At 41.3% G+C, this 19,416-nt stretch carries 18 protein-coding genes; 6 read left to right on the top strand and 12 right to left on the bottom strand.

Annotated features, from left to right (window positions below; translation table 11 throughout):
• Positions 1-13: 13 nt before the first annotated feature.
• From tpiA to NKMY2_RS07495, 5 genes are all read right to left on the bottom strand, one after another.
• Positions 14-688, bottom strand: coding sequence for a triose-phosphate isomerase (gene tpiA / locus NKMY2_RS07515; protein WP_042686624.1), 675 nt, complete (start codon positions 686-688; stop codon positions 14-16).
• Positions 689-732: 44 nt separating this feature from the next.
• Entirely contained in the window at positions 733-1,656 is a 924-nt protein-coding gene (locus NKMY2_RS07510) for a TrmB family transcriptional regulator (RefSeq protein ID WP_238549804.1), read from the bottom strand.
• A gap of 90 nt (positions 1,657-1,746) precedes the next feature.
• Positions 1,747-2,658 carry a type II secretion system F family protein gene (locus NKMY2_RS07505; RefSeq protein WP_042686622.1) on the bottom strand — a complete coding sequence of 304 codons (912 nt, stop codon included), beginning with the start codon at positions 2,656-2,658 and terminating at the stop codon, positions 1,747-1,749.
• 2 nt (positions 2,659-2,660) lie between these two features.
• On the bottom strand, positions 2,661-3,581 hold the full coding sequence (locus NKMY2_RS07500; protein ID WP_238549803.1) for a type II secretion system F family protein: 921 nt from the start codon (positions 3,579-3,581) through the stop codon (positions 2,661-2,663).
• Positions 3,578-5,272 carry a type II/IV secretion system ATPase subunit gene (locus NKMY2_RS07495; RefSeq protein WP_238549802.1) on the bottom strand — a complete coding sequence of 565 codons (1,695 nt, stop codon included), beginning with the start codon at positions 5,270-5,272 and terminating at the stop codon, positions 3,578-3,580. Before NKMY2_RS07495 ends, NKMY2_RS07500 begins: the two co-directional genes overlap by 4 nt.
• A gap of 178 nt (positions 5,273-5,450) precedes the next feature.
• Here NKMY2_RS07495 and NKMY2_RS07490 point away from each other — a divergent pair, with 178 nt between their 5' ends.
• The 5 genes from NKMY2_RS07490 to NKMY2_RS07470 all read left to right on the top strand — a co-directional run bounded on the left by NKMY2_RS07490 (position 5,451) and on the right by NKMY2_RS07470 (position 10,313).
• Complete coding sequence (locus NKMY2_RS07490; protein WP_042686621.1) at positions 5,451-6,527, top strand: TackOD1 domain-containing metal-binding protein; 1,077 nt, start codon at positions 5,451-5,453, stop codon at positions 6,525-6,527.
• On the top strand, positions 6,524-7,036 hold the full coding sequence (locus NKMY2_RS07485) for a hypothetical protein (protein ID WP_042686619.1): 513 nt from the start codon (positions 6,524-6,526) through the stop codon (positions 7,034-7,036). The genes NKMY2_RS07490 and NKMY2_RS07485 overlap by 4 nt, the downstream gene beginning before the upstream one ends.
• Positions 7,033-7,704, top strand: coding sequence for an archaellin/type IV pilin N-terminal domain-containing protein (locus tag NKMY2_RS07480; protein ID WP_042686616.1), 672 nt, complete (start codon positions 7,033-7,035; stop codon positions 7,702-7,704). Before NKMY2_RS07485 ends, NKMY2_RS07480 begins: the two co-directional genes overlap by 4 nt.
• Positions 7,705-7,711: 7 nt before the next feature.
• Entirely contained in the window at positions 7,712-9,445 is a 1,734-nt protein-coding gene (locus NKMY2_RS07475) for a hypothetical protein (RefSeq protein ID WP_042686615.1), read from the top strand.
• Positions 9,446-9,953: 508 nt separating this feature from the next.
• A complete protein-coding gene (locus tag NKMY2_RS07470) occupies positions 9,954-10,313 on the top strand; it encodes a hypothetical protein (RefSeq protein ID WP_157832490.1) in 360 nt (119 codons plus the stop codon).
• Positions 10,314-10,427: 114 nt separating this feature from the next.
• Here NKMY2_RS07470 and NKMY2_RS07465 read toward each other — a convergent pair whose 3' ends face one another.
• The 4 genes from NKMY2_RS07465 to NKMY2_RS07450 all read right to left on the bottom strand — a co-directional run bounded on the left by NKMY2_RS07465 (position 10,428) and on the right by NKMY2_RS07450 (position 16,754).
• Entirely contained in the window at positions 10,428-12,953 is a 2,526-nt protein-coding gene (locus tag NKMY2_RS07465) for a hypothetical protein (protein WP_042686610.1), read from the bottom strand.
• A 30-nt stretch (positions 12,954-12,983) separates the two neighbouring features.
• Positions 12,984-13,610 (bottom strand): archaellin/type IV pilin N-terminal domain-containing protein, encoded by a 627-nt coding sequence (locus NKMY2_RS07460; protein WP_052347603.1) that lies wholly within the window; start codon positions 13,608-13,610, stop codon positions 12,984-12,986.
• Between the two features lie 78 nt (positions 13,611-13,688).
• Complete coding sequence (locus NKMY2_RS07455) at positions 13,689-16,235, bottom strand: DNA-directed DNA polymerase I (protein WP_042686609.1); 2,547 nt, start codon at positions 16,233-16,235, stop codon at positions 13,689-13,691.
• Positions 16,236-16,241: 6 nt separating this feature from the next.
• Positions 16,242-16,754: a deoxycytidylate deaminase gene (locus NKMY2_RS07450; protein ID WP_042686607.1), complete on the bottom strand. Its 513-nt coding sequence runs from the start codon at positions 16,752-16,754 to the stop codon at positions 16,242-16,244.
• Positions 16,755-16,900: 146 nt separating this feature from the next.
• On the opposite strand from NKMY2_RS07450, the gene NKMY2_RS07445 reads away from it, so the two are divergent.
• Positions 16,901-18,403 carry a DEAD/DEAH box helicase gene (locus NKMY2_RS07445; RefSeq protein WP_042686605.1) on the top strand — a complete coding sequence of 501 codons (1,503 nt, stop codon included), beginning with the start codon at positions 16,901-16,903 and terminating at the stop codon, positions 18,401-18,403.
• Between the two features lie 2 nt (positions 18,404-18,405).
• Here the strand turns inward: NKMY2_RS07445 and NKMY2_RS07440 are convergent, their stop codons facing one another.
• The 3 genes from NKMY2_RS07440 to NKMY2_RS07430 are packed head-to-tail and all read right to left on the bottom strand — an operon-like array spanning position 18,406 to position 19,395.
• A complete protein-coding gene (locus tag NKMY2_RS07440; protein ID WP_042686603.1) occupies positions 18,406-18,684 on the bottom strand; it encodes a peptidylprolyl isomerase in 279 nt (92 codons plus the stop codon).
• A gap of 31 nt (positions 18,685-18,715) precedes the next feature.
• Complete coding sequence (locus NKMY2_RS07435) at positions 18,716-19,114, bottom strand: pyridoxamine 5'-phosphate oxidase family protein (RefSeq protein ID WP_042686601.1); 399 nt, start codon at positions 19,112-19,114, stop codon at positions 18,716-18,718.
• Positions 19,111-19,395 (bottom strand): hypothetical protein, encoded by a 285-nt coding sequence (locus NKMY2_RS07430; protein WP_042686599.1) that lies wholly within the window; start codon positions 19,393-19,395, stop codon positions 19,111-19,113. Before NKMY2_RS07430 ends, NKMY2_RS07435 begins: the two co-directional genes overlap by 4 nt.
• Positions 19,396-19,416 lie beyond the last annotated feature (21 nt).

Raw genomic sequence — 19,416 nt, 5'->3', positions numbered from 1 at the left:
TCACCGGATTTTCCTATCCATTTGAACGTGTTTTAAGCATTCCCTTTGCAAATTCCTCGACGATCACATTCCAGTTCTTTGCCTTTACTATGCCGCTTGCCACAAGTATCCCCTTTGAGCCAAGATCCATTGCCTTTCTGACATCCTGGCCGCTGACAATACCTGCGCCGCACAGTAGCTTTGTGCTGTTTTTTGCATCCCTTACTGCCTGCGCTGCCTTTGTGATGAGTTCTGGCTTTTCGGTTGATACTGCCTTTCCTGATCCAATTAGTTCTGGTGGCTCTATTGCGATGTATGTTGGATTTAGCTTTGCGTATTTTGCAGCCTCTGCCACATCTTTGACGCAGACGACTGTGATCATTTTCAGTTTTTTCAGCCTCTCTACTAGTTCAATGATGTCCTTGCCTGGGATCCTGTGCTCGCTGTGATTGATCAGAGAGCCGCTTATGTTTGATTTTTTCAACAGTTCTGGAACGACAAACCCAGTCGTGCTGCCCACCTTGGCATTATCAACATGCTGGGATAACAGTGGGCCTGAATAGTTTTTGACTGCAGATAATAGGTGATGCGGTGGTGCAATTGCAATTTTGATTTTGTATTTTTTTGCTATGCCTGATGCAACTGAGGCTAGTTTTACTGCCTTGTCGCCTGCGATCTCTTCATAATTTTTGTAATTTATTATAAACACGGCTTATGTGAAAGTGTTTTCTGCATTATTTAATTTTTTTAAAACTACATCTTTATGACATCTGCGCCTCTCCAAATGAAAGTGCACAGTGTAAAGATGCTGTTTGTCATTTCTTCAGAGTTTGTAAACAGTGCGCATTCTGAATCGACGTTCTCATGCAAAGTTCCCCTCACCGCGGAATCCGACATCAAGAGTTTGCCTGTCATCGGACAGTTTTTGGATACAACTATTCTGCCTTTTGATGGGAGTTTTCCAAGTCTTACCTCCCTTGCCCCAAACCTCTTTACAAAGGGAAGCATTTTTGGCGAGACCTCGTCTACTATCAATCGCACAGTGCCTCCTGCCTTTTCGGCAAGTTTGATCTTCTCAGGTATTTCTGAATGATATAGTCTTGAAATGTCTTCAAGTGTGGTTACAAAATAAACAATGTCCGTTGTGGTTTCAAGCATGCGCTCTACTTGCGAGGATATGTTGTCCAGCCCCTGGATTATGCGGAATGTCGGAACGTTTGATTTGGTGTCGCTGGCGCTTACCTCTTTAATTTTATCTATGATCTTCTTGCCGTCCTTTTTTATTTTGAAAATCTCTTCTTCCTTTTTCTTTAATGTCAGCGATAATATTTCATCAGGATCTGCCGCAATGCAAAGCTTTGGCGATGAAAACGAGATCGAAACTATTCCGTTGCTCGAGAGTTTGTCGATTGTGCGATATGTCTTTGCGCGGTCTACGTTGATCTCTTTTGACAGTGCACTTGCAGTGATTGGCCCTGTTCGCAGCAAATTCAAATAAATTCTTGTTTCTAAATTATCCAGACCTAAAATTAACGAAAGCTCCGCTGATAGATCGTTATAGTATGGCATCTGTGTCTTCTCAAACTGAATATCCTCAGATGCGTCAAGTCCTGCATCCATGACATTGTTGGCTTCATTGTGTATTAACGATGTTCTTTGTTTTTTTTGAACAGACATTTTCTTCTCATTGTCGTTCTTGAGTGTCTGCGTAATTAAGCCGTGGAAGGATTCTGACGATGAATTTAAAAATAACAAACCAACCTCCTCCTAAATTACCGTAAATGCGATAACTGCGATTATTATCATGACTATCACGTGCTTTATTCCTGAAACATACGATCCGCTGCCAATTTTACCTGCCGCGAGGCCTCCAAAGATGGACTCTATTATCGACATGTTGAACATGATCGCATCCAAGTCGTTGATCTTTACACCTGATAATGCTGCAAAGATGTTGCTTGTCCCCCCCATGTTGGATTCCTCAAGCATGTTCTTTACTGACTCGATCTGCGTAAAGAACTGTGATGATAGAATCACCGTTATGGCAATGAATACCACGTATGCGATGTATATTGTATACGTATAGGGTTGCAGCGCCGACTTGCGCTCTTTTTCCAAGTTTCTTAGCTCAGTTACGTGTTTTTGTATGGTCTCAAGGTTTTCTGATATGTTTCCGCCGTTTTTGAATGCTATCTCAAGTAGAACTGTTACTCTTTTTGCCATGCGGGTTCCTGCCTTTTTTGAAAAATTTGTAAACCCATCTTCAAGTGACATACCCCAACTGATGTTTGCCTTCAAATTTTGAAGCAATGGGCCCAAATTTCCCATGTTTCGTTCAGGTACTGCTAGGATTGCCTGAATTAGGTTAGAGCCGCTCTGGATGGAGCTTACCAATGATAGTAAAAACAACGGGAGATGTCTGTCGATGCTTTCTCTTCGCTGTACCTCCTTTAGCTGTAGCAGTGCGAGTGGTATTATTCCTGCAAGTATGGCAAAGATAATTCCTACATCTTGAGTAATCTGGCTAGTCGAGCCTGACAAATACAATGTGCTAAAGACGATCACAAGCAAGCTGGCAATGCCTGAAATTACTGCTACGCGAAACTTTTCGGTTCGAATCCGTGGTATTTTTGGAAGTTCGTCACTGAGTTCTTTTTGTATTGTCCTTGTTTTTTTCATGCTTATCTCTTTGGCACCATTGAGTTCATCATTAAGAGCAAAACTATCCCAAAAAGAGGTACGAGAATGTATGTGAGCATGTTCATTAGTGTAATCAGGTCAAAGCCGCCTAGATTTGGGTTCATTATTGCCATGATTGACAGCATGATTACTGCCATTAGCGGAAACACGATTAGTAAAATAGTGTACAATTCTGCCATTATGCCAAGTGATTCCGTTGATCTTTTTACGCTGATCTTCTTTTCCTCGAGATGGACTTTTGCCGTTGCAAGAAAATACTCTCTCAAATTTCCGCCTGATCTAAATGTGATTATTGCGCCCTCTAGTAATTCCGAATATGGCCCGTTTGGCGTTCTCTTGATTAAATCATTAATCGCAGTTACGACGTCCATCCCAAAAATCTCTATGTTTCGCGTCACAAATTTGGCGTCCCTTACGACCTCTTCTGCCGCATTCTCTTTGGCAATTGATTTGAATATTCCTTCAAGTGACAGCCCGCTTGCGCAAAGCGTCGCCATGTATCCTATGTAGTGCGGTATTTCTTCGCTTAGCTTTGCAGCCCTTGTCTTTACGTTGATGGCAGGTATTACCTGCATGATAGCAAACGTGCCTCCTGAACAACCAATACTTCCAACAAGAATTAGGATTATTGTTGCAACCGGCGTGAAGTTAAACATGATTGATGCAGATATTGTGGCAACAAGCCCAACAATTGCCGCAATTATGCTAGATAGAACCATGTTTGCCACAAAAACCTCAAAAGGAACTGGCATCATTGACTGCCTGATGTTTTCTCTCAGCCCCGGTAGTCTTGGATAAAGAAAATGAAGATAGCGGTTTAGAAGTCTGTAGCTGAAGACCTGAAATGATGATGGTTGTCGTTTTTTCCCATCAAGTTCTCTTGATTTTAAAACCCCGATCAACTTTCAATCACAAGTCTTTTGCTTTCGTAGAACCTGTCAGAATTTGAATAAAATTCCAGGATGTTTTTCATTACTTCTTTGTGATCTCTTATGTTGTTCTCTGTAAGCCACTCAAGTGCTGTCTCTCGCTTTTTTAATTCGTAATTGATTTGATCATCGCTAATGCCTGTTCTTTCTTTGATCTTGTTCACTACAATGCTGTTGCCTGAGAATTCATGTCTGTCATCATTTGGGTCCCACTTGAATATTTCATTGGTCTTTATTTCGCCTGTTTTTTCATCTAGCCCGGCAATCTCTGAAATCTGCATGACTCGTCTCACTGACTTGTCCTTGAATCGCATCTTTAGCTGAAGTGTTATGATGTCTAGCGTGTTTGCAATAAGTGCCTTTGGAACATCCATCGGGGATGACACGAGTCTTGTTAGCGTTGCCTCCACAGAGTCTGCATGAATTGACGAGTATCCGCCGTGCCCTGTGGCCATTGCCTGAAACAGCGTGTATGCCTCGCGACCTCTCGTTTCCCCCACAATTAGTATGTCAGGTCTTTGCCTTAGTGCAGCCCTGAGCAAGTCGTACTGAGTTATTTCGCCAATTTGACCGTCGGTAAAATTCTGGCGAGATACCGCTGGAATCCAATTTTCGTGCAACATATTAAGTTCATGCGTGTCTTCAATGCTCACTATTTTCTGGCCAGGTCGAATAAACGATGATAATGAGTTAAGCAGGGTGGTTTTTCCACTAGCTGTGCCTCCTGCCACTAGCATTGTAGAATTGTTTTCCACTGCAAGCCAAAGATACGCTGCAGCGTGTACTGATATTGTTCCAAATTTGATCAAATCAATTATTGTAATTGGATCTGCCCTAAATCGACGAATGGTAAACGTGCTTCCTCGTTTTGTTATCTCGTGCCCCAATGTCATATTTATTCTGCTTCCATCAGGGAGTGACGCATCAACGATTGGATTTGCAAGCGAGGCATGTTTGCCTCCTATATATGATAGCTTTTGGACAAAGTTGTCAAGATCTTCACCGTTTTCAAATATCACGTTTGTTGGGACTGACTCAAACTCCCTGTGCCAGACATACAGGGGTACATGAGTCCCATCACAGCTTATTTCCTCAATCATGTGATCACGCATGAGTGGCTCGATTCGTCCAAGATATACGAAATCCCTTATGGCGTAATATGATATCTTTGAGAGGCTTTTTGTTTGGATTTCAATATTGTATTTTTTTATCAGCAGTAAAATTTTGTTTTTTAGTTCTTTAGCTGCCTCTTTTTTCGTTTTAATGTTGTTCAGTGATATGTCTAGTTCTGATATCAAAAGCTTTTTGATCACTCTGAAGTTTATCACGTCGTGCTTGTTTAACTGAGGCTCAATTATCACGTACCGTAGGCCGTTCTTCGATGTAGGATCAGCTATCAATCCAGTGTAAATTTCAGCGTCATCAAAGTCTATCTTGTTTAGCGTTTTGAATTTTGGGACAAGTGTATTTTCAATTTCGGTTAGATTGGCGTCGTTTTGGCTGGCGAGTTTTACCAAATTTGTCTCTGCAGTATTTAGGATCTGTTTTGAGGCTGCAAATTCGGGTGTTTGATTTTTTTCCGAGATGAATTTTGCAAAATTAAATGGGTTGCTCTTTTTGATTCTAATGAAAAGCGAATCCGTCTGTGTTTTGTTAATGCTCAATACTGGGTAGTGATTGTGAACATCTCATAAGGAATTGTTAGTGCAAATGAACAGCATCCGATTTACATTTTTGGTTTTTAGACTAACTATCAGGCAGTAGTTATGGCTAGAAAAAGGTCGGAGAGCATTGTTTCAGTTTAATAGAAATTCGTTAAGGAAATTGCCAAATAATGCCAAGTTGCCTGACGATTCTGTCCAAAAAGCGCCAAAACTGGCTCAAAAACAGGCCCTGATTCATGACTCTGTGACAGAAGTCAAGGAAATTCTACGCTGGCAGGAAGAAAACAGTCAGAAAATCTCAAAAATACTTGGCAAGATCAAGCAGAATTCCAACGGCGTGCTCCTACCTGAAATCGATCACTACCAAGGCACACTGCAATATCCAATTTTGAATGAAATTGGAGAATCTGTCCTGAACATGGGTTTTCTTGAAAAACTCTCACACAAAAAACTAAACCTGCTTGAAAGATTTGTTTACAATCAGTTTTTGATTTGTCCCGATCACAAATCGTCTTTTCTGGTCAATGTCAGGCTATGCTGCCCCAAATGCAGTTCACTCGATGTCAATAAACTGCATCTCTTTGAGCACAAAATTTGTGGGTGTATAATGGAAAAAACAAAGTTTGTGGACTTGCAGAAATCTGACAGTCTAAAATGCCCATCTTGTGGCAGAATGATAAAACAACCTGAAAAAGAGCTGCGCGTACCCGCCACTTGGTATTTTTGTAATGACTGTAAGGGCAAATTCGATAACGCGCTAATTAATTTTCATTGCAAGGAGTTTGATCATGACTTTACCATACATGATGCTCAGGTGGTAACAGCATATGGATATGCACTAACTAATGGTGCATCTCATATGCCGCTTGATAATCAAAAATTAAAAAGTGAAATTTCCAAAGTTCTAATAAAACTCGGCTTTACAGTAGATGAAAATCACCTCATAAAGGGAAAAAGCGGCCATGATCACAACATTGACATCTATGGGAACAATGTCAAGGATCAAACTGTATTCATTCTAATAAATGAGACGACTGATTCTGAGGTTGACTCTAAAATAATTCAAATATTTGACACCTCGCCAAAAATTGCACTAATCATTGGCCTTGCATCTATAACTGAAAAAACAAAAGCGATTGCAGCAAAATACAATGTTTCAATAATATCGTCACAGAACATCAGTGAAATAATATCAGAAACTGAGAAAATACTTTCCAACAGAATTCAAAAGCTGGACGGCGCACAAAGTAAATGAATCTCAGACAGCGCAATGTTTCTACTTTTTCAAAAAAACGGGGAATAAGCCAAATCATGGGATCCATGTTCATGCTTGCATTGGTAGTTCCAGTTGGAGTGGTAATAGTAACCAAGGGGCTTAACGAGGCTGGCGAGATAAGCAATCGCCTGTCAAGCGGCATTACTTTTCAAAATGAGGGGGGTCAAGAAGATATTGTATTTGAGCATGTGCGATTTGATCCTACGGGAAACCAAGTTATGATTTCGCTGCGAAACGTAGGAACTGTAGAATCCACCATTGCCAAGATCACAATGGTGAAAACAGATACGCAAGAAGTACTCATCAACAACAAAGATCTTGCAGTAGTGGCCCAGCCAAGGGTCGGGACAAGTGTTCTTGAAACTGCAAATCTTCAATTTTCGGCAAAATGGGATGACCCGAACTATGTCAATTCTGAATACAAAATTTCGATCATGACTGATAGGGGAAATTTTTACGGCGTGGTGGCGAGGCCGTTTAACACTTGAATACGTATTTGACAAAAAAACGCGGACTCTCTGAAATTATTGCCACACTGTTATTACTTGTGATAACAATAACTGGTTCTGCTTTTTTGGCATTAATAGTTCAGGGTGGCGGTTTTAGTGCATCTGCATCAAACCCGTTGGCATCTGCATACCCGGCATACTCAATCAAAATGATGGGTTATGATACCAGAGATGCGGCAAATCTGCTTGAAATTTCTAGCATTGATAACAAATTTGATGAAAAGATTTGCACTGCAAGCTGCCAAGGTTCTGCAGATAACATTCCAACAGATGTGGCTCCAGGAACTGAATTCATTGTCCTGCAAATTAAAAATGTCAGCCCAAGTCTGGTTTACATAAAAAGTATTCAGATAAACGGGATACTGCATTTGTGGGATGAGCAAACCGGTGGAAAGTTATTTGATGCAAGTGCCAGTGATTTGTCAGGCAACTATCCTCTCAATGGAAAATTCAGCATTCTTCAAATGTCGAATCTAGTGCAAAAATCCGACAACAAATTATCTGAAGATGAAGAAATACGCCTAGTCATAAAACTAAGCAAGAGCATCAGTACAGATATTTCGCTCTCAAAACCAATCCAAGTTCTCATTAATTTTGGCAGTACGCGGGCAACCGAACTTGTAATTGTGAGTGGGGACACAAGGTGATTTTTCAATGACTGGAAGATTCCACAAGAGGGCAGTCTCAACCGTTGTGGGCTCTGTTTTCTTTTTGGTGCTGATGACTACCGGTCTTTCAGTATCCTATCTTGTAATTGAGACCCAGTCAGACATGATACAGGCGCAGCAAACAATAGCAGATGGTGAAATTAAGAAAATCCAAGAAAAATTCTACACGTCTGCATCCACGGGTGATGGAAATAGACTTGCATTATATGTCAAAAATGATGGATCTAACACTTTGGAAATTGATAACGTTTGGATTGTCAACGAAACTGATTCAACACATGCTGCAAAAAAATATGAAATTAGCTATTCTGATGCAGTTCTTGCACCGGGTTATGGCGCTGATGTACTACAAAACACTCCGTTGTTCATGAGCCCTGGAACTTATAACATTAAGGTGGTATCTTCACTTGGCACCATAAAAACAGCTGAGCAGCTGAACGTGGGTGGATCAAACAAACTCAAAGTCAAGCTTGTAATTAATCCGCCTGATGTGCGACTTGGAGAAAACGCAACTGCGTTATTGTTTGTGACAAATACTGGAAATTCCAGAATACTAAATGTTACATCTGGGCCAATTGTAGTGACGCCATCCTCAAATGTGCTATCTGTTTCACCGATAACTCAGATGAAGTCTGATTTAGCACCTGCGGAATCTACCATACTTTCATGGAAATATCGTTTGATGGGCGCTGCTGGAACCAATGTCACATTTTCAACATTTGCGCAAGGAGTAGATCAACCATCAAATGTGATTGTACAAAGTAATGTTGACAAAAGTTTAGTCTTGCTTCGTGATAACTCTGAGCTTGGTTCTGTGGTGTCCTCAGACCTTTTTTCAAGGCCTGAAATATTTATGGTAATACCTAACACGTTTGGCGATACTGCAGACAAGGGTTTGTGGGGGGTCAATATCGTAAATCCAACGGATCAACCCATTTACGTCAGCAAAGTAGTGATTAGCGCACAAACTGCGCCAGCAAACAGCAACGACGAAATATTTGATACTGCTTGTGGCACTCAATCCGTACCTCCAACGACAAACAATTGGTCGTGTCCTACATCTAATCAGCTAATGTGGAAAAATACAGGTACGCCGCAACTAATCCACCCAAAATCCGTCTTTCCGTTTTTAGTCAAAGTCAATCCTGGAAATCTAGGAGGTAGCAGTCCTGAGCCTGAAACCGTTGTTGTTCAAACAAATGTCTTTACAACTCTTGGACAGTTCGGCAAGGCTGCTTATGGGACATCTATGCGAACATCTTCTGCAATGCCAAACGTATACCTCTCAAAAGTTGTAGATTCTACTTCCGATAACGACATATTTGCAAACAAGACCGGGATTTTGCCTGGTTCCACTCAAACATTTAACGTGGTTCTTGCAGACTTGGAAACTGGAACCGGAAACAAGATTAATGCAGGTTCAAGATTGATAATAAACATACCAAAAGGCTGGTCTGATCCAACAATAATTGGCAATACGGGATTCAATATGCAGCCAATTCAACAGTTTCCTGATGGCTCATCGCAAATAGTTGGGCAGTTAGTTTCCGACTTGACTGGTGCCGGGGGAACAGGAAAAACCATAACATTTACTGTGACTGCACCATCCATAACGGATACTAGGATGTATGTCATGTATGTTCTTGGGGATGGTTACGTCAACAATAGTGTTGTCATGGGTCCTCTTGCAGAAATTGTCCTACGTGTTTCACCAAACTAAAGTTAAGCACATAATAATTTCATGATTTTTCTATTATTGTAGAACGATAACTTGCTGTTTTTCTTATATGATCAATTAGCTTCTAATTGTTCTCAACTGGAGTTCTTGGGAGACTTGGTCATATTTTTTATGAATTTAGGATACAAAAGTCGTTTAGGCTATTTTGTTTTTGATTTGCACAACTCAAAGTCATCATTATTGTCGCTTGATACTAAATAGAAAATTTACAAATGGAATTAGTATTAAATCTGCTACAAAGCAGTCAAAGTAATTTCTAATTTTTTCTTAAATCTATTAAAAAATAAATTAGATCTTTATACAAAAGCAACTAATTTTTGTTGTCATGAATCATCATAATCCAACATTTTGTCTAACTGGAAACTGATTTTTTATAGAATCAGGGTTATATGATACAAATCAATTTGTCTTTTAATTCTCTTACAATAGTTTTATTACAATGAACGTGTGATCAGTAATACTGAATAAAAAATATATCATTGCAACAATTGTGCTTATTGGAATTTTAATCAGTGTAACTTTACTTTATTTTCCATTTCCTGCCAGATTGTCGATAGAAGGACTACAAGATAGTTACAAAGTTAAAGAACCAATCAAGTTTACATTGATTGCAAATGGGTGTGGACTAAAATGCGACAATATTAAAATCAATGTTATGCTAAAAGAAAAAAATCAAGTGCTATATTCTACTGCCATAGTAGCTGATGGATTACCTCTTTTCCCACTTTTGACAAATACTAGAGAGCGCATTCCAGCTGATGGTGTGATAACAATTGATGAACCTGGAAGTTATACCATAGTTATTGATTTCAATGGTTCAATAATTGAAAAACAAGTTACTATAACCTAAAACATGTAGTAATATAGACAAGTTAAACGAGACTTGGACATTATTTTTTGGAAAGAGTTATGCCCAAGGCCTTTTAATTCTGTCTCAAATTACAAAATCTGCTTTTACTAAAAATTATTCATATTCTTCGTCTTCTAGACGCAGTTTGGGTTTTCGTAAAAAGATTACCATTCCAACAACAACTGTTGCGACAACGCCAATTCCGGCATAGATTAGCCACTCTGGCAACTCTGTTTGTTTTACTTCCGTATTTGGCTGCACGACAAACTCGAAAGTTTTCTGCTCCTCCGTATAACCCTCAGCTGAGGCTAAAATCTGCAATGATGTCTTGGGGGCACTATGCGCATTAAACTGGATTATCGCGCTTCCATCTGCCTTGGTCGTAACTGTGTTTGGAGTAACTGCAGAATTATCTGAGATTATCCTGATTGTCGCCCCGCCGATAGAGTTTTCTTGTTCGTCATCAACATAGATCTTCAAGTCCATTGGCTGGTCAGCTGGAATCGGCTCGTTTACACTACCTATGCTTATCTTCAGCTTTGTGACTATCGACTCTACCTTAATTTCTGCAAGTGCACCAACGATTCCTTTTGAGCTGGCATCTAGGATTATAGTCTCAGTCTTGCCCTTCGTTTCTATTGGAAACTCTGCAAAAGACTTGCCGCTTGGTATAGTAACATGGTCGGGCACCCCTATCACCCCGATACTCGATGGTGAAATCTTGACTCGAAGGTCTCCAGATAACGTAATTGGGTCTCCTCTAAAGTCTAAAATCTGCACAACACCCACATATTTTCCCTCATTAGAGTTTAGTACTTCGAACGGCATGTCAAATTGCAGCTTTGCAGTCGGTCTTATTGCAAAATTATTTTGAATTTCAAGGCCAACATCTGCAGATTCCCCTATTGGAACTGTCTTTATCAATATGGCATCTTGGTTTTCTGATTGGATCATGTTTCCCTGGAAGTTGACATGAGAAAACGTCTTGTTCTTCTCTATGGTTAAAATCTCATTAATTGGCGTCAGCAGATACCTTATTTCATTTTCAACAAGGGTCGGCCTGCCCTTCATGTCAAGGGATATCACAAACAAGTCAAAGTAGCCGTTTTTGTCAAACAGTATGGCGGTATTTCCGGTAGGCGAGAAAACCATCGTCTTTTCCTGCTTTAGAGTGTTGATGACCTCAGTTTGAATGGATGCGGAGCCGATTCCCTTGATGGTTGATGAGAGGACTACGGTTCCTGTTTCTTGGCCGCTTTCAATTATCGCAGTGCCGTACGATGATGTCACATCGATGTTGCCAATTTCTTTTATCTTTAGCAGTAGATCATTGCTTGATATCAGGTTGATTTTCTTGTCGCTGCCATCTGAGGCATAGTTTTCATTTATGATGAGTGGATAGAATTCTTTCTCTGTTTGTTCTGTAGTTTGCTCTAATGACTCGTCTGGGTCTGCCTGCTTTGGCAAAAGCATGCCTATCTGAAACACGGCAATGGTTTGTGACTTGGTTGGTATCTTGCTTAGTGTCAAGAGCTGCATTGTCTTGTTTTCGGCAAGTGGGTTACCTGTGGTATATGGCTTGACGGTGTAAAATGTGTCAGATGCCACTCCAAGACCCTTGGTTGTGGCGCCAATTGTAATTGTTTTATTTTCTTTGGCAAGGTCTAATCTGTGGCTGAAGTGATAACTGAACTGGCCTTTTTTTATGACCGGCTTGCTTTGAGATTCTTTAAATCCCCTGTCAATTTGGTTCCCAATCGAGTCGTCGTCTGAGAAAAACTGTAAAGTGATGTCTTCCTGGGTAAGTGTTGGCTGCCCGTCGGAATCCAATAGACTAACAACTACATCTATGTCTCTTTTCAGAGTAGCCGGGACTTTTTCTGGAAAAATGTTAACTGATAATGATGATGGTAAGGATGAAGATATTCGAATTTCTTTTGCCTCGTCGATTCCAAGCTGGTCAGATGTTGCCCTGATGAATGCGTTTCCTACCTTGTCATGGGATTTTATGGTGCCCCACACGTAGCTGTTTCCTTTCATAATTGTGAGATCGTTTGCAGCAATCCCAATTAGGCTATCTTCATAATCAAGTGAAACGCTTATGTCAAAAGGCGCCTGTGTTATTTCTCCTTCAGAACTTTGCAGGTATAGTGAAAACGGCATCTCCGAGTTTACGTTCATCTCACTTGTTGGCAAGTTTATGACTAGTCTGATGTCGTTTGCAAGGTCCGATGATGCGCCAACAGATATGGTGGCATACACCTTTTCGTCGTTGTATGACGCAAAAATGTTCGCAGAACCCGTGGTATTTGTAGTCTTTATGCCAAATGATGCAAATTCTGAATATGCTAAAATGGTGATTTTGGATGGAACTGACGCAACTTCCTCATTACTTGACTCTAACTGGATAGTTGTGTCTTTTGGGAACTTTATCATGCTACCGTATTTGTTGGCAAATCCAACATGACCGATGTTGTGTGTTTGGTCTCCTGCTTCCACACTCGAGGGGGAGATTCTTAGTGTTAGTGATACATTGGCAGAATCGTCAGTTTGAGAATAAACTAGGATGGTGTTTCCTGAAATTAATGTAAATATCAATCCGAATACAACGAGGGCTTTTTGCGAGACAGTTTTGTTCATTTTTCTGTCTCCATAAAAAGAAAAGAGGGGTTAACCACTCTGCTGACCTACAACAACAGTGCCAACAAATACCGCACCGTTGGTGGTGGTTATCTTGAATTGCGTGTCTCTACCGGACTTCATGTCTTCACTTAGTGCTAAAACGATGCTTCCAGTTTGACCGGGTTGGATTTCTGCAACGGAGCTCACAGTAATAAGATCAGGTACTGTGCCACCCACAACACCTGCAATCGTATAGGCACCATTAGCAAGTACTGATAATGTGGCTGGAGCTGGATTAGCGAATTGGTATATTGATCCGCCGAATCTTAGTTCGCTCAAGGTTATTGCCTGAACGCTATCGTTTTTGACAAATACGGATATTCTTTCACCAGCTTCCTTCTGTGCATCGTTATCTCCACCAGAACCTGCTCCTGCAAATTGAGCTCCGTTTTGGTTAAAGATGTCTGATACTGCTCTTGCATCATATCCTACAATCTTTACTGCCTCAATTGTTGGTTTTCCGCTAAGTTGTGAAGAGCTGAAAAAGCCTTGCGCATATGCAAATACGATTGCCCCTCCAACAACTGCTATTGCAACAAGCAACAGTGTAGCTATTACTGGTGCCACCGCTCTACGTGATTTGTGAAGTCGTAGTATGTCGATGTTTGTATTCATTGATGAATTGTAGCCTCAGATGTTGTTAAGACGGATGCTGTGCATCAAACACAACATTTTACTATAAAAATAAGTAACTTAGCTCCAGAAGAACTGATCAAGGCCGGTTTGCTTTGGCTTGCCGATCATTGTGTCAAAGTCAAGGTCCATTGACGATGTTATCTGGTCTAGTGTGCTTTCCATAAACTCCATGTACTTTGCAGAATCAATCTCGTCTGGACGCGCCATCTCGACTGGCTTTACTCCCGGCTTGTTGATTGTCTTTACATATGATATGATGTCGCCCCGCTTTATCTCCCGGGTCTGTTCCAGTAGTTTCGCTGCGCGAATGTGCTGAGGGATGGTCTTGTCATACTCTGATAGCGATTTGCTTATCATTACATTAAATGCAAGCTCTGCAATTGGAATTTTCTTTTCCTTTACCTTGGTTGCACATGCTGTGATTTTATCGCTGATTTGCTTTTTTGCATTTTCGAAATCAGATGCAGTCTGGACCTTGGATAGTACATCAAGTAGTTCGTAGAACAGGTTTCTGATAAATGGCGGCGTATGTGATTTCTTTCCGGTTAGGCCCTTGACGTCTACTTTGCCGTCTTTTGTTACTCCAAGATAGTTCTTTTTCCTGTTGCTCAATACGACATATCGATAGTCCTTGTCTACCTCCAAGTCTACTCCTTGTTCAATTTTTGTATCATCGATTACTCTCTGAATCTGTTCTGGGGTAGTTTTTCTGACAAATACTGAATCAGTATCGCCATACAAAACCTCAATTCCGTTAGCTTGAAATTTTTTGATTGTCTCCATGATGATGTATCTGCCGATTGCAGTTGTTGCCTCTGCTGCAGGAAGAAAATAGAGCGGGAAGATTTCGGCACCCATTACACCATAGCTTGCATTCAAAATGACCTTGAGCGCTTGGCTGACTACTGTGTATAGTTGTCTTTGTTCCTCAGTCTTTGCCTTTTTTGACAGGCTCTTGTAATAGTTTACTCGAAGATCCCTTAACGAGCCAATCAATAATGATGTGATTCCGTTGTATTTTGTGCAGACCCAGTGGTTTGTATCTGGGATTGTATTTTTCTTGCACTCTTCGTGCGGACATCGTACAGTTTCATACGAAAGATTTCTTACTTTTATGATACTTGGATACAGGCTTGCAAAGTCCATAACAGTGACGTTAAAGTGGATTCCTTCCGTTGGGTCAACCACCAATCCGCCACGGTATTTTTTGTCTTTGATTACTGCGTCGTTTAAAACCCCCTGTGATTTCGCATCGATCTCCTCTCTCCTTGGAATTAGCGCATTTCTGTGTCTGTGTTCGTAATACAGGAGGCTCCTTATCCACTGGGATACCCCCATCCTTGCTATGTCATCAATTGGCATCCTTGCGATTCTTGATATTACTACTAGCAATTTCATCAGCAAATCGTTGTTAAAGCTTGTAAGGTTGTACGTGAGCCTTGCATCATTGTAGCAGTAATGTGCAAGCTGATAGTTTTCCAGTCTGTCTAGTTCTACCCCGTAATCAATTTTTGACTCGCCAAGCAATGCAAGTGAGACACTGTTCAATGAAAAGTCAGTGTACTTGTGGCTAAATGCGTAAATCTGAAATGATCTATTTGACATGGTGCGGTACAAGTCGATGTGGACTCCCTGCTTTAACGTGGCAGAGTCACGCATCATGTAAAACGGGTTTTCAGAGTTTTTTATTCCAAGCCGTTCTGCGCGGTTGTACAGGTACGGCATGTCAAAATCATCGCCGTTGTACGTTATCACAAAAGGATATTCTGCGATGAATCGAAACGAGTCTTCTATCATCTTTTTTTCCTCGTTTTCTGCGTAAAATACGACCTTTACGTCACTTGGAATGTCGCTCTTCCCGTCAATTGAGCCGTTCTTCCTCAACACAAACACCTGCTTTAGGCCGTCCGAGTCCTCAAACCCCACTGCAGTTACTTTTTTTTCTGCAATCTTTGGGTCTGGGATTCTTCCTATTTCGGATTCAACTTCGATGTCAAAGCTGACTCGTTTTATTTTTGGGACTGGCTGGTTTAGAAGCTCTGCCCACTGTGTCACATATTCTTGAAACTCTTTTGAGTTTACGATTCCCTTTGTAGTGCTTGCATCAAGCAGCAGGCTCTTCAGTGCCAGGTTTACGTCGTCTGCAAGCTCAAAGTTATGCGGAGTTATTTTTCCGCCTTCTGCCTTGTAATATCTCCCTACGATTAATTCTCTATCATACAAATAATTTTCATAATACTTGATGTCTGATTCCCAAGATTCAATGATGTTTCTGATGCTCTTATCTGTCTGCGTTCCGCCTATTGCCAGTGGATCATCTACTATTATTTTTGAGACCAATACTTCCTGGTCGCGCAGCAAGTCTTTGCGTTTTATCTGATCAATTTTCAGTACGTCCTTTCTTGATGAGATAAACCCAAGTTCTTCTGGATCTAGTTTTGAATAACAGTATGGCTTGTGGCCAGTCTCGTCTGCCCACAAAATTATTTTTTGGGATTCCGGATTGTAAAATTTTAGAACAGCTGCTTTTTTTTGACTGTCATATGTCGCAGAAACAAGAAGCGATGGTGGAAACGATGTTACTTGAGGCTCTTGAGATGACATTTTGCATTATTTGTCCAAAAGTGCGCCAGCCCATCGCTTTATGGCGTTTTTGTCTAGTGTTACAACCTCGACTCCTGCTTCTTTGATTAGGTCGTAATCCGTTTCAGGATAAGTGTCAAGGCAAATTATTTTCTTAATTCCAATTGTTATTGCCATTTTGGTGCATTCTAGGCACGGAACAAACGTGGTATACAGTATGGCGCCCTTTGAGCCTGCCTCTATTCCCATTATGGCACAGTGCATGATTGCGTTTGCCTCGGCGTGATTGCAGAGACATCTGTCAAGTGCCGCACCTGACTCTATTTTTCCCTCCATTCGAAGCGTGCATCTCTTGCATCCTCCCTCAAAGCAGTTTTTTACACCGGGCGGCGTTCCGTTGTACCCTGTGGCAATCTGCCTGTTGTTTCGTACTATTACTGCTCCAACCTGTCGCGTCATGCAGTTTGAGCGAAGCTTGGCAAGCTCTGCCTGCAGCATGAAATACTCATCCCAGCTTGGACGCTCAAAGTTTTTGTCCATGTTGGGATCAGCGATTATTTCCTATTTAGATGGTTCTGTGTATGGCGGGATCTATATCACATCACTTAATCAAGAATTAAGCAACAAGCTACTATTCGCTACTCGAAAGTATCAAATTAACAGATCATGCCTTACTAAAACAGCCATTGTCAGATTACATTCAACATAGATACATCAAGCCCAACATCGTTGAAGCACGCGAATACCAAATATCGCTTGCAAAACAGGCCGCATCAGAAAACTGCCTCGTTGTTTTGCCAACAGGTCTTGGCAAGACGACTGTCGCACTGCAAGTAATAGCCGAATATCTGTCAAAGGGAACTGGAGGAATCTTGTTTATGGCGCCTACCCGAGTCCTAGCAAACCAGCACTATGAGTTTTTAAAAAATAATCTTACCATTGAAGACATTGCGTTACTAACTGGCGAAGACACTGTTACAAAAAGGAAAAAGCTCTGGGCAAACAGTGTAATCTGTGCAACGCCTGAAATAACAAAAAATGATCTGGATCGTGGAATCGTGTCTACAGACCAGTTTGTCTTGGTGATATTTGATGAGGCGCACAGGACTGTCGGCGATTACGCGTATTCCTCAATCGCTCACAGATTTGCAGTTTCAAACGCCAGAATAATGGGCATGACTGCCACACTCCCAAGCGAAAAGGAAAAGGCAACTGAGATCATCACCACGCTCCGAGTCGCAAGCGTTGCAGAACGAAACGAATCAAGCCCGGACGTAATGCCATACATCCAAAAGACAGACACCGAGTGGATAAAAGTAGAATTGCCGCACGAACTAAAAGAAGTTCAGTTCTATTTGAGAAAGGCACTTGCGGTGAGGCACAACGAACTGCAAAGGTGCGGTCTGAGGCTGTCTGGAAACGTATCACTGTCACAGCTTTTAAGAGCACGTGATTTCGTCCTGCGTCAAAACCAAAGGGCAGCCATGCCACTCTTTACTGCAATCCGACTGCATTATGCACTAAACATTTTGGAATCACACGGAATAACATCATTTCTAAGGTTCTGTGAGAGAACCAAGGAGAAAAAAGGCGCTGGAATAAAAGATCTTTTTGAAAACGACTCGAACTTTTTGAGGGCACTAGCACATGCAAAGGATGCGCAGGAAAAAGGAATCGAGCACAGCAAAATAGTAAAGCTTGCCGAATTAATCAAGATAATCAAAGGAAAGGCAATTGTGTTTACAAGCTATCGGGACTCGGTTGACATCATCCACCAAAAGCTAGTCGAGATGGGAATCGCCGCAGGGTTTCTTATCGGAAAGGCAGGCGAGACTGGGCTAAAACAAAAAAAGCAAATCGAAACGGTGCAAAAATTCCGAGAAGGGACATACCAGGTATTAATTGCAACGCGCGTCGGCGAAGAAGGACTTGACATATCCGAAGTAAATAATGTGATATTTTTTGATAACGTTCCAAGCTCAATTCGATTTGTGCAACGAAAGGGAAGAACGGGGCGCAAGTCTGTTGGAAAACTGTTTGTCTTGATAGCAAAGGACACAATAGATGAAGCCTATTACTGGGTGGGGCAGCGAAAAATTAAGGCAGCGCAAGGCATGGGCGACAAGCTAACAAGAGACTTGCAAAAACAAAACGGCGTACCAAAGTCAGCACTTGATGCATATTTCTGATATTACGAATACCTTTTGATTATGTGATATCCGTATTCTGTCTTTACGGGCTCTGAGATTTCTCCAACTGCAAGCTTAAACGCCGCTGTCTCAAAGGGTTTTACCATCTTTCCTCGCCCAAAATATCCCAGTTCTCCGCCCCTCTTGCCGCTTCCAGAGTCAAGCGATAATTCCTTTGCAAGTTCTGCAAACTTTTCTCCTTTCTTTAGCCTCTCCAAGATTGCAAGCGCTTGGCCTTGTTTTTCTACCAAAATGTGTGAGCACTTTATTTTATCTGCCATGATTTCTCCAAAACTAGCCGTTTGAAAAATCTTATGCCAGGCCCCACGAAGCCTTGTGCTTTGGAACAAGCCTTAGAAACGGTGCCTCTTTTTCTTTCCACGGGTCTTTTCTGACCCACGCGAATTTTTCAAAAAATTTGGCATAGATTTTTTTAAATTCTGGCCCGTCTTCGATTATCTTTACTTCTCCCTGCGCAAGTACTGCCTTGTGCTTGCCTGGGTCGTAAATGTCAACTGTGATGGCAGCATGCTGGTTTTTCTTGATGTTTTTGTACGTTACAGTGGTATAATCAGTTGCAATGTAAAACGAATTGTCCTGAAAAATAAATGACACTGGTTTTACGTGCGGCATTGACTTGTTTGCCGTGGCAAATCTTGCTTCCTCAATTGATGCTAGAAACTTTTTTTCTTTTTCTGTAAACTGTATCAACTGAAGATCCTTTCTCTTATTTGCGGAATTTTAGAATACACCATGTCTCGAACCTTGACTTGATCCTCTTCTGAGGGCATTCCGTTTCTTATGGCTGCAATTGCAGCGCCTGCCATTCCAAGCGCCATTCCCATTATCACCCCATAGGCAAACTCTTTTGTATTTTCGACTTGCAGTTCTGATTTGTTTTGCTCAATCTCTGCCATATAGATTGGAATTGTCTGCAGTGCACCGTCAAGTGTCTGCGTGATTAGCTGTTCTACTAGTTCCTCTTCGCTCATGTTTTTCAGTAAATCTGACAG

Source organism: Candidatus Nitrosotenuis chungbukensis (assembly GCF_000685395.1).
Lineage (GTDB): Archaea > Thermoproteota > Nitrososphaeria > Nitrososphaerales > Nitrosopumilaceae > Nitrosotenuis > Nitrosotenuis chungbukensis.
This window is presented reverse-complemented; position numbering and strand designations above follow the sequence as displayed.

Coding starts and splice junctions, on each gene's coding strand:
- NKMY2_RS07485 (WP_042686619.1), top strand. CDS start 6,524: ATGAATCTCAGACAGCGCAATGTTTCTACTTTTTCAAAAAAACGGGGA.
- NKMY2_RS07510 (WP_238549804.1), bottom strand. CDS start 1,656: ATGTCTGTTCAAAAAAAACAAAGAACATCGTTAATACACAATGAAGCC.
- NKMY2_RS07440 (WP_042686603.1), bottom strand. CDS start 18,684: ATGGCAGATAAAATAAAGTGCTCACACATTTTGGTAGAAAAACAAGGC.
- NKMY2_RS07460 (WP_052347603.1), bottom strand. CDS start 13,610: ATGAATACAAACATCGACATACTACGACTTCACAAATCACGTAGAGCG.
- NKMY2_RS07505 (WP_042686622.1), bottom strand. CDS start 2,658: ATGAAAAAAACAAGGACAATACAAAAAGAACTCAGTGACGAACTTCCA.
- NKMY2_RS07450 (WP_042686607.1), bottom strand. CDS start 16,754: ATGGACAAAAACTTTGAGCGTCCAAGCTGGGATGAGTATTTCATGCTG.
- NKMY2_RS07455 (WP_042686609.1), bottom strand. CDS start 16,235: ATGTCATCTCAAGAGCCTCAAGTAACATCGTTTCCACCATCGCTTCTT.
- NKMY2_RS07475 (WP_042686615.1), top strand. CDS start 7,712: ATGACTGGAAGATTCCACAAGAGGGCAGTCTCAACCGTTGTGGGCTCT.
- NKMY2_RS07430 (WP_042686599.1), bottom strand. CDS start 19,395: ATGAGCGAAGAGGAACTAGTAGAACAGCTAATCACGCAGACACTTGAC.
- NKMY2_RS07465 (WP_042686610.1), bottom strand. CDS start 12,953: ATGAACAAAACTGTCTCGCAAAAAGCCCTCGTTGTATTCGGATTGATA.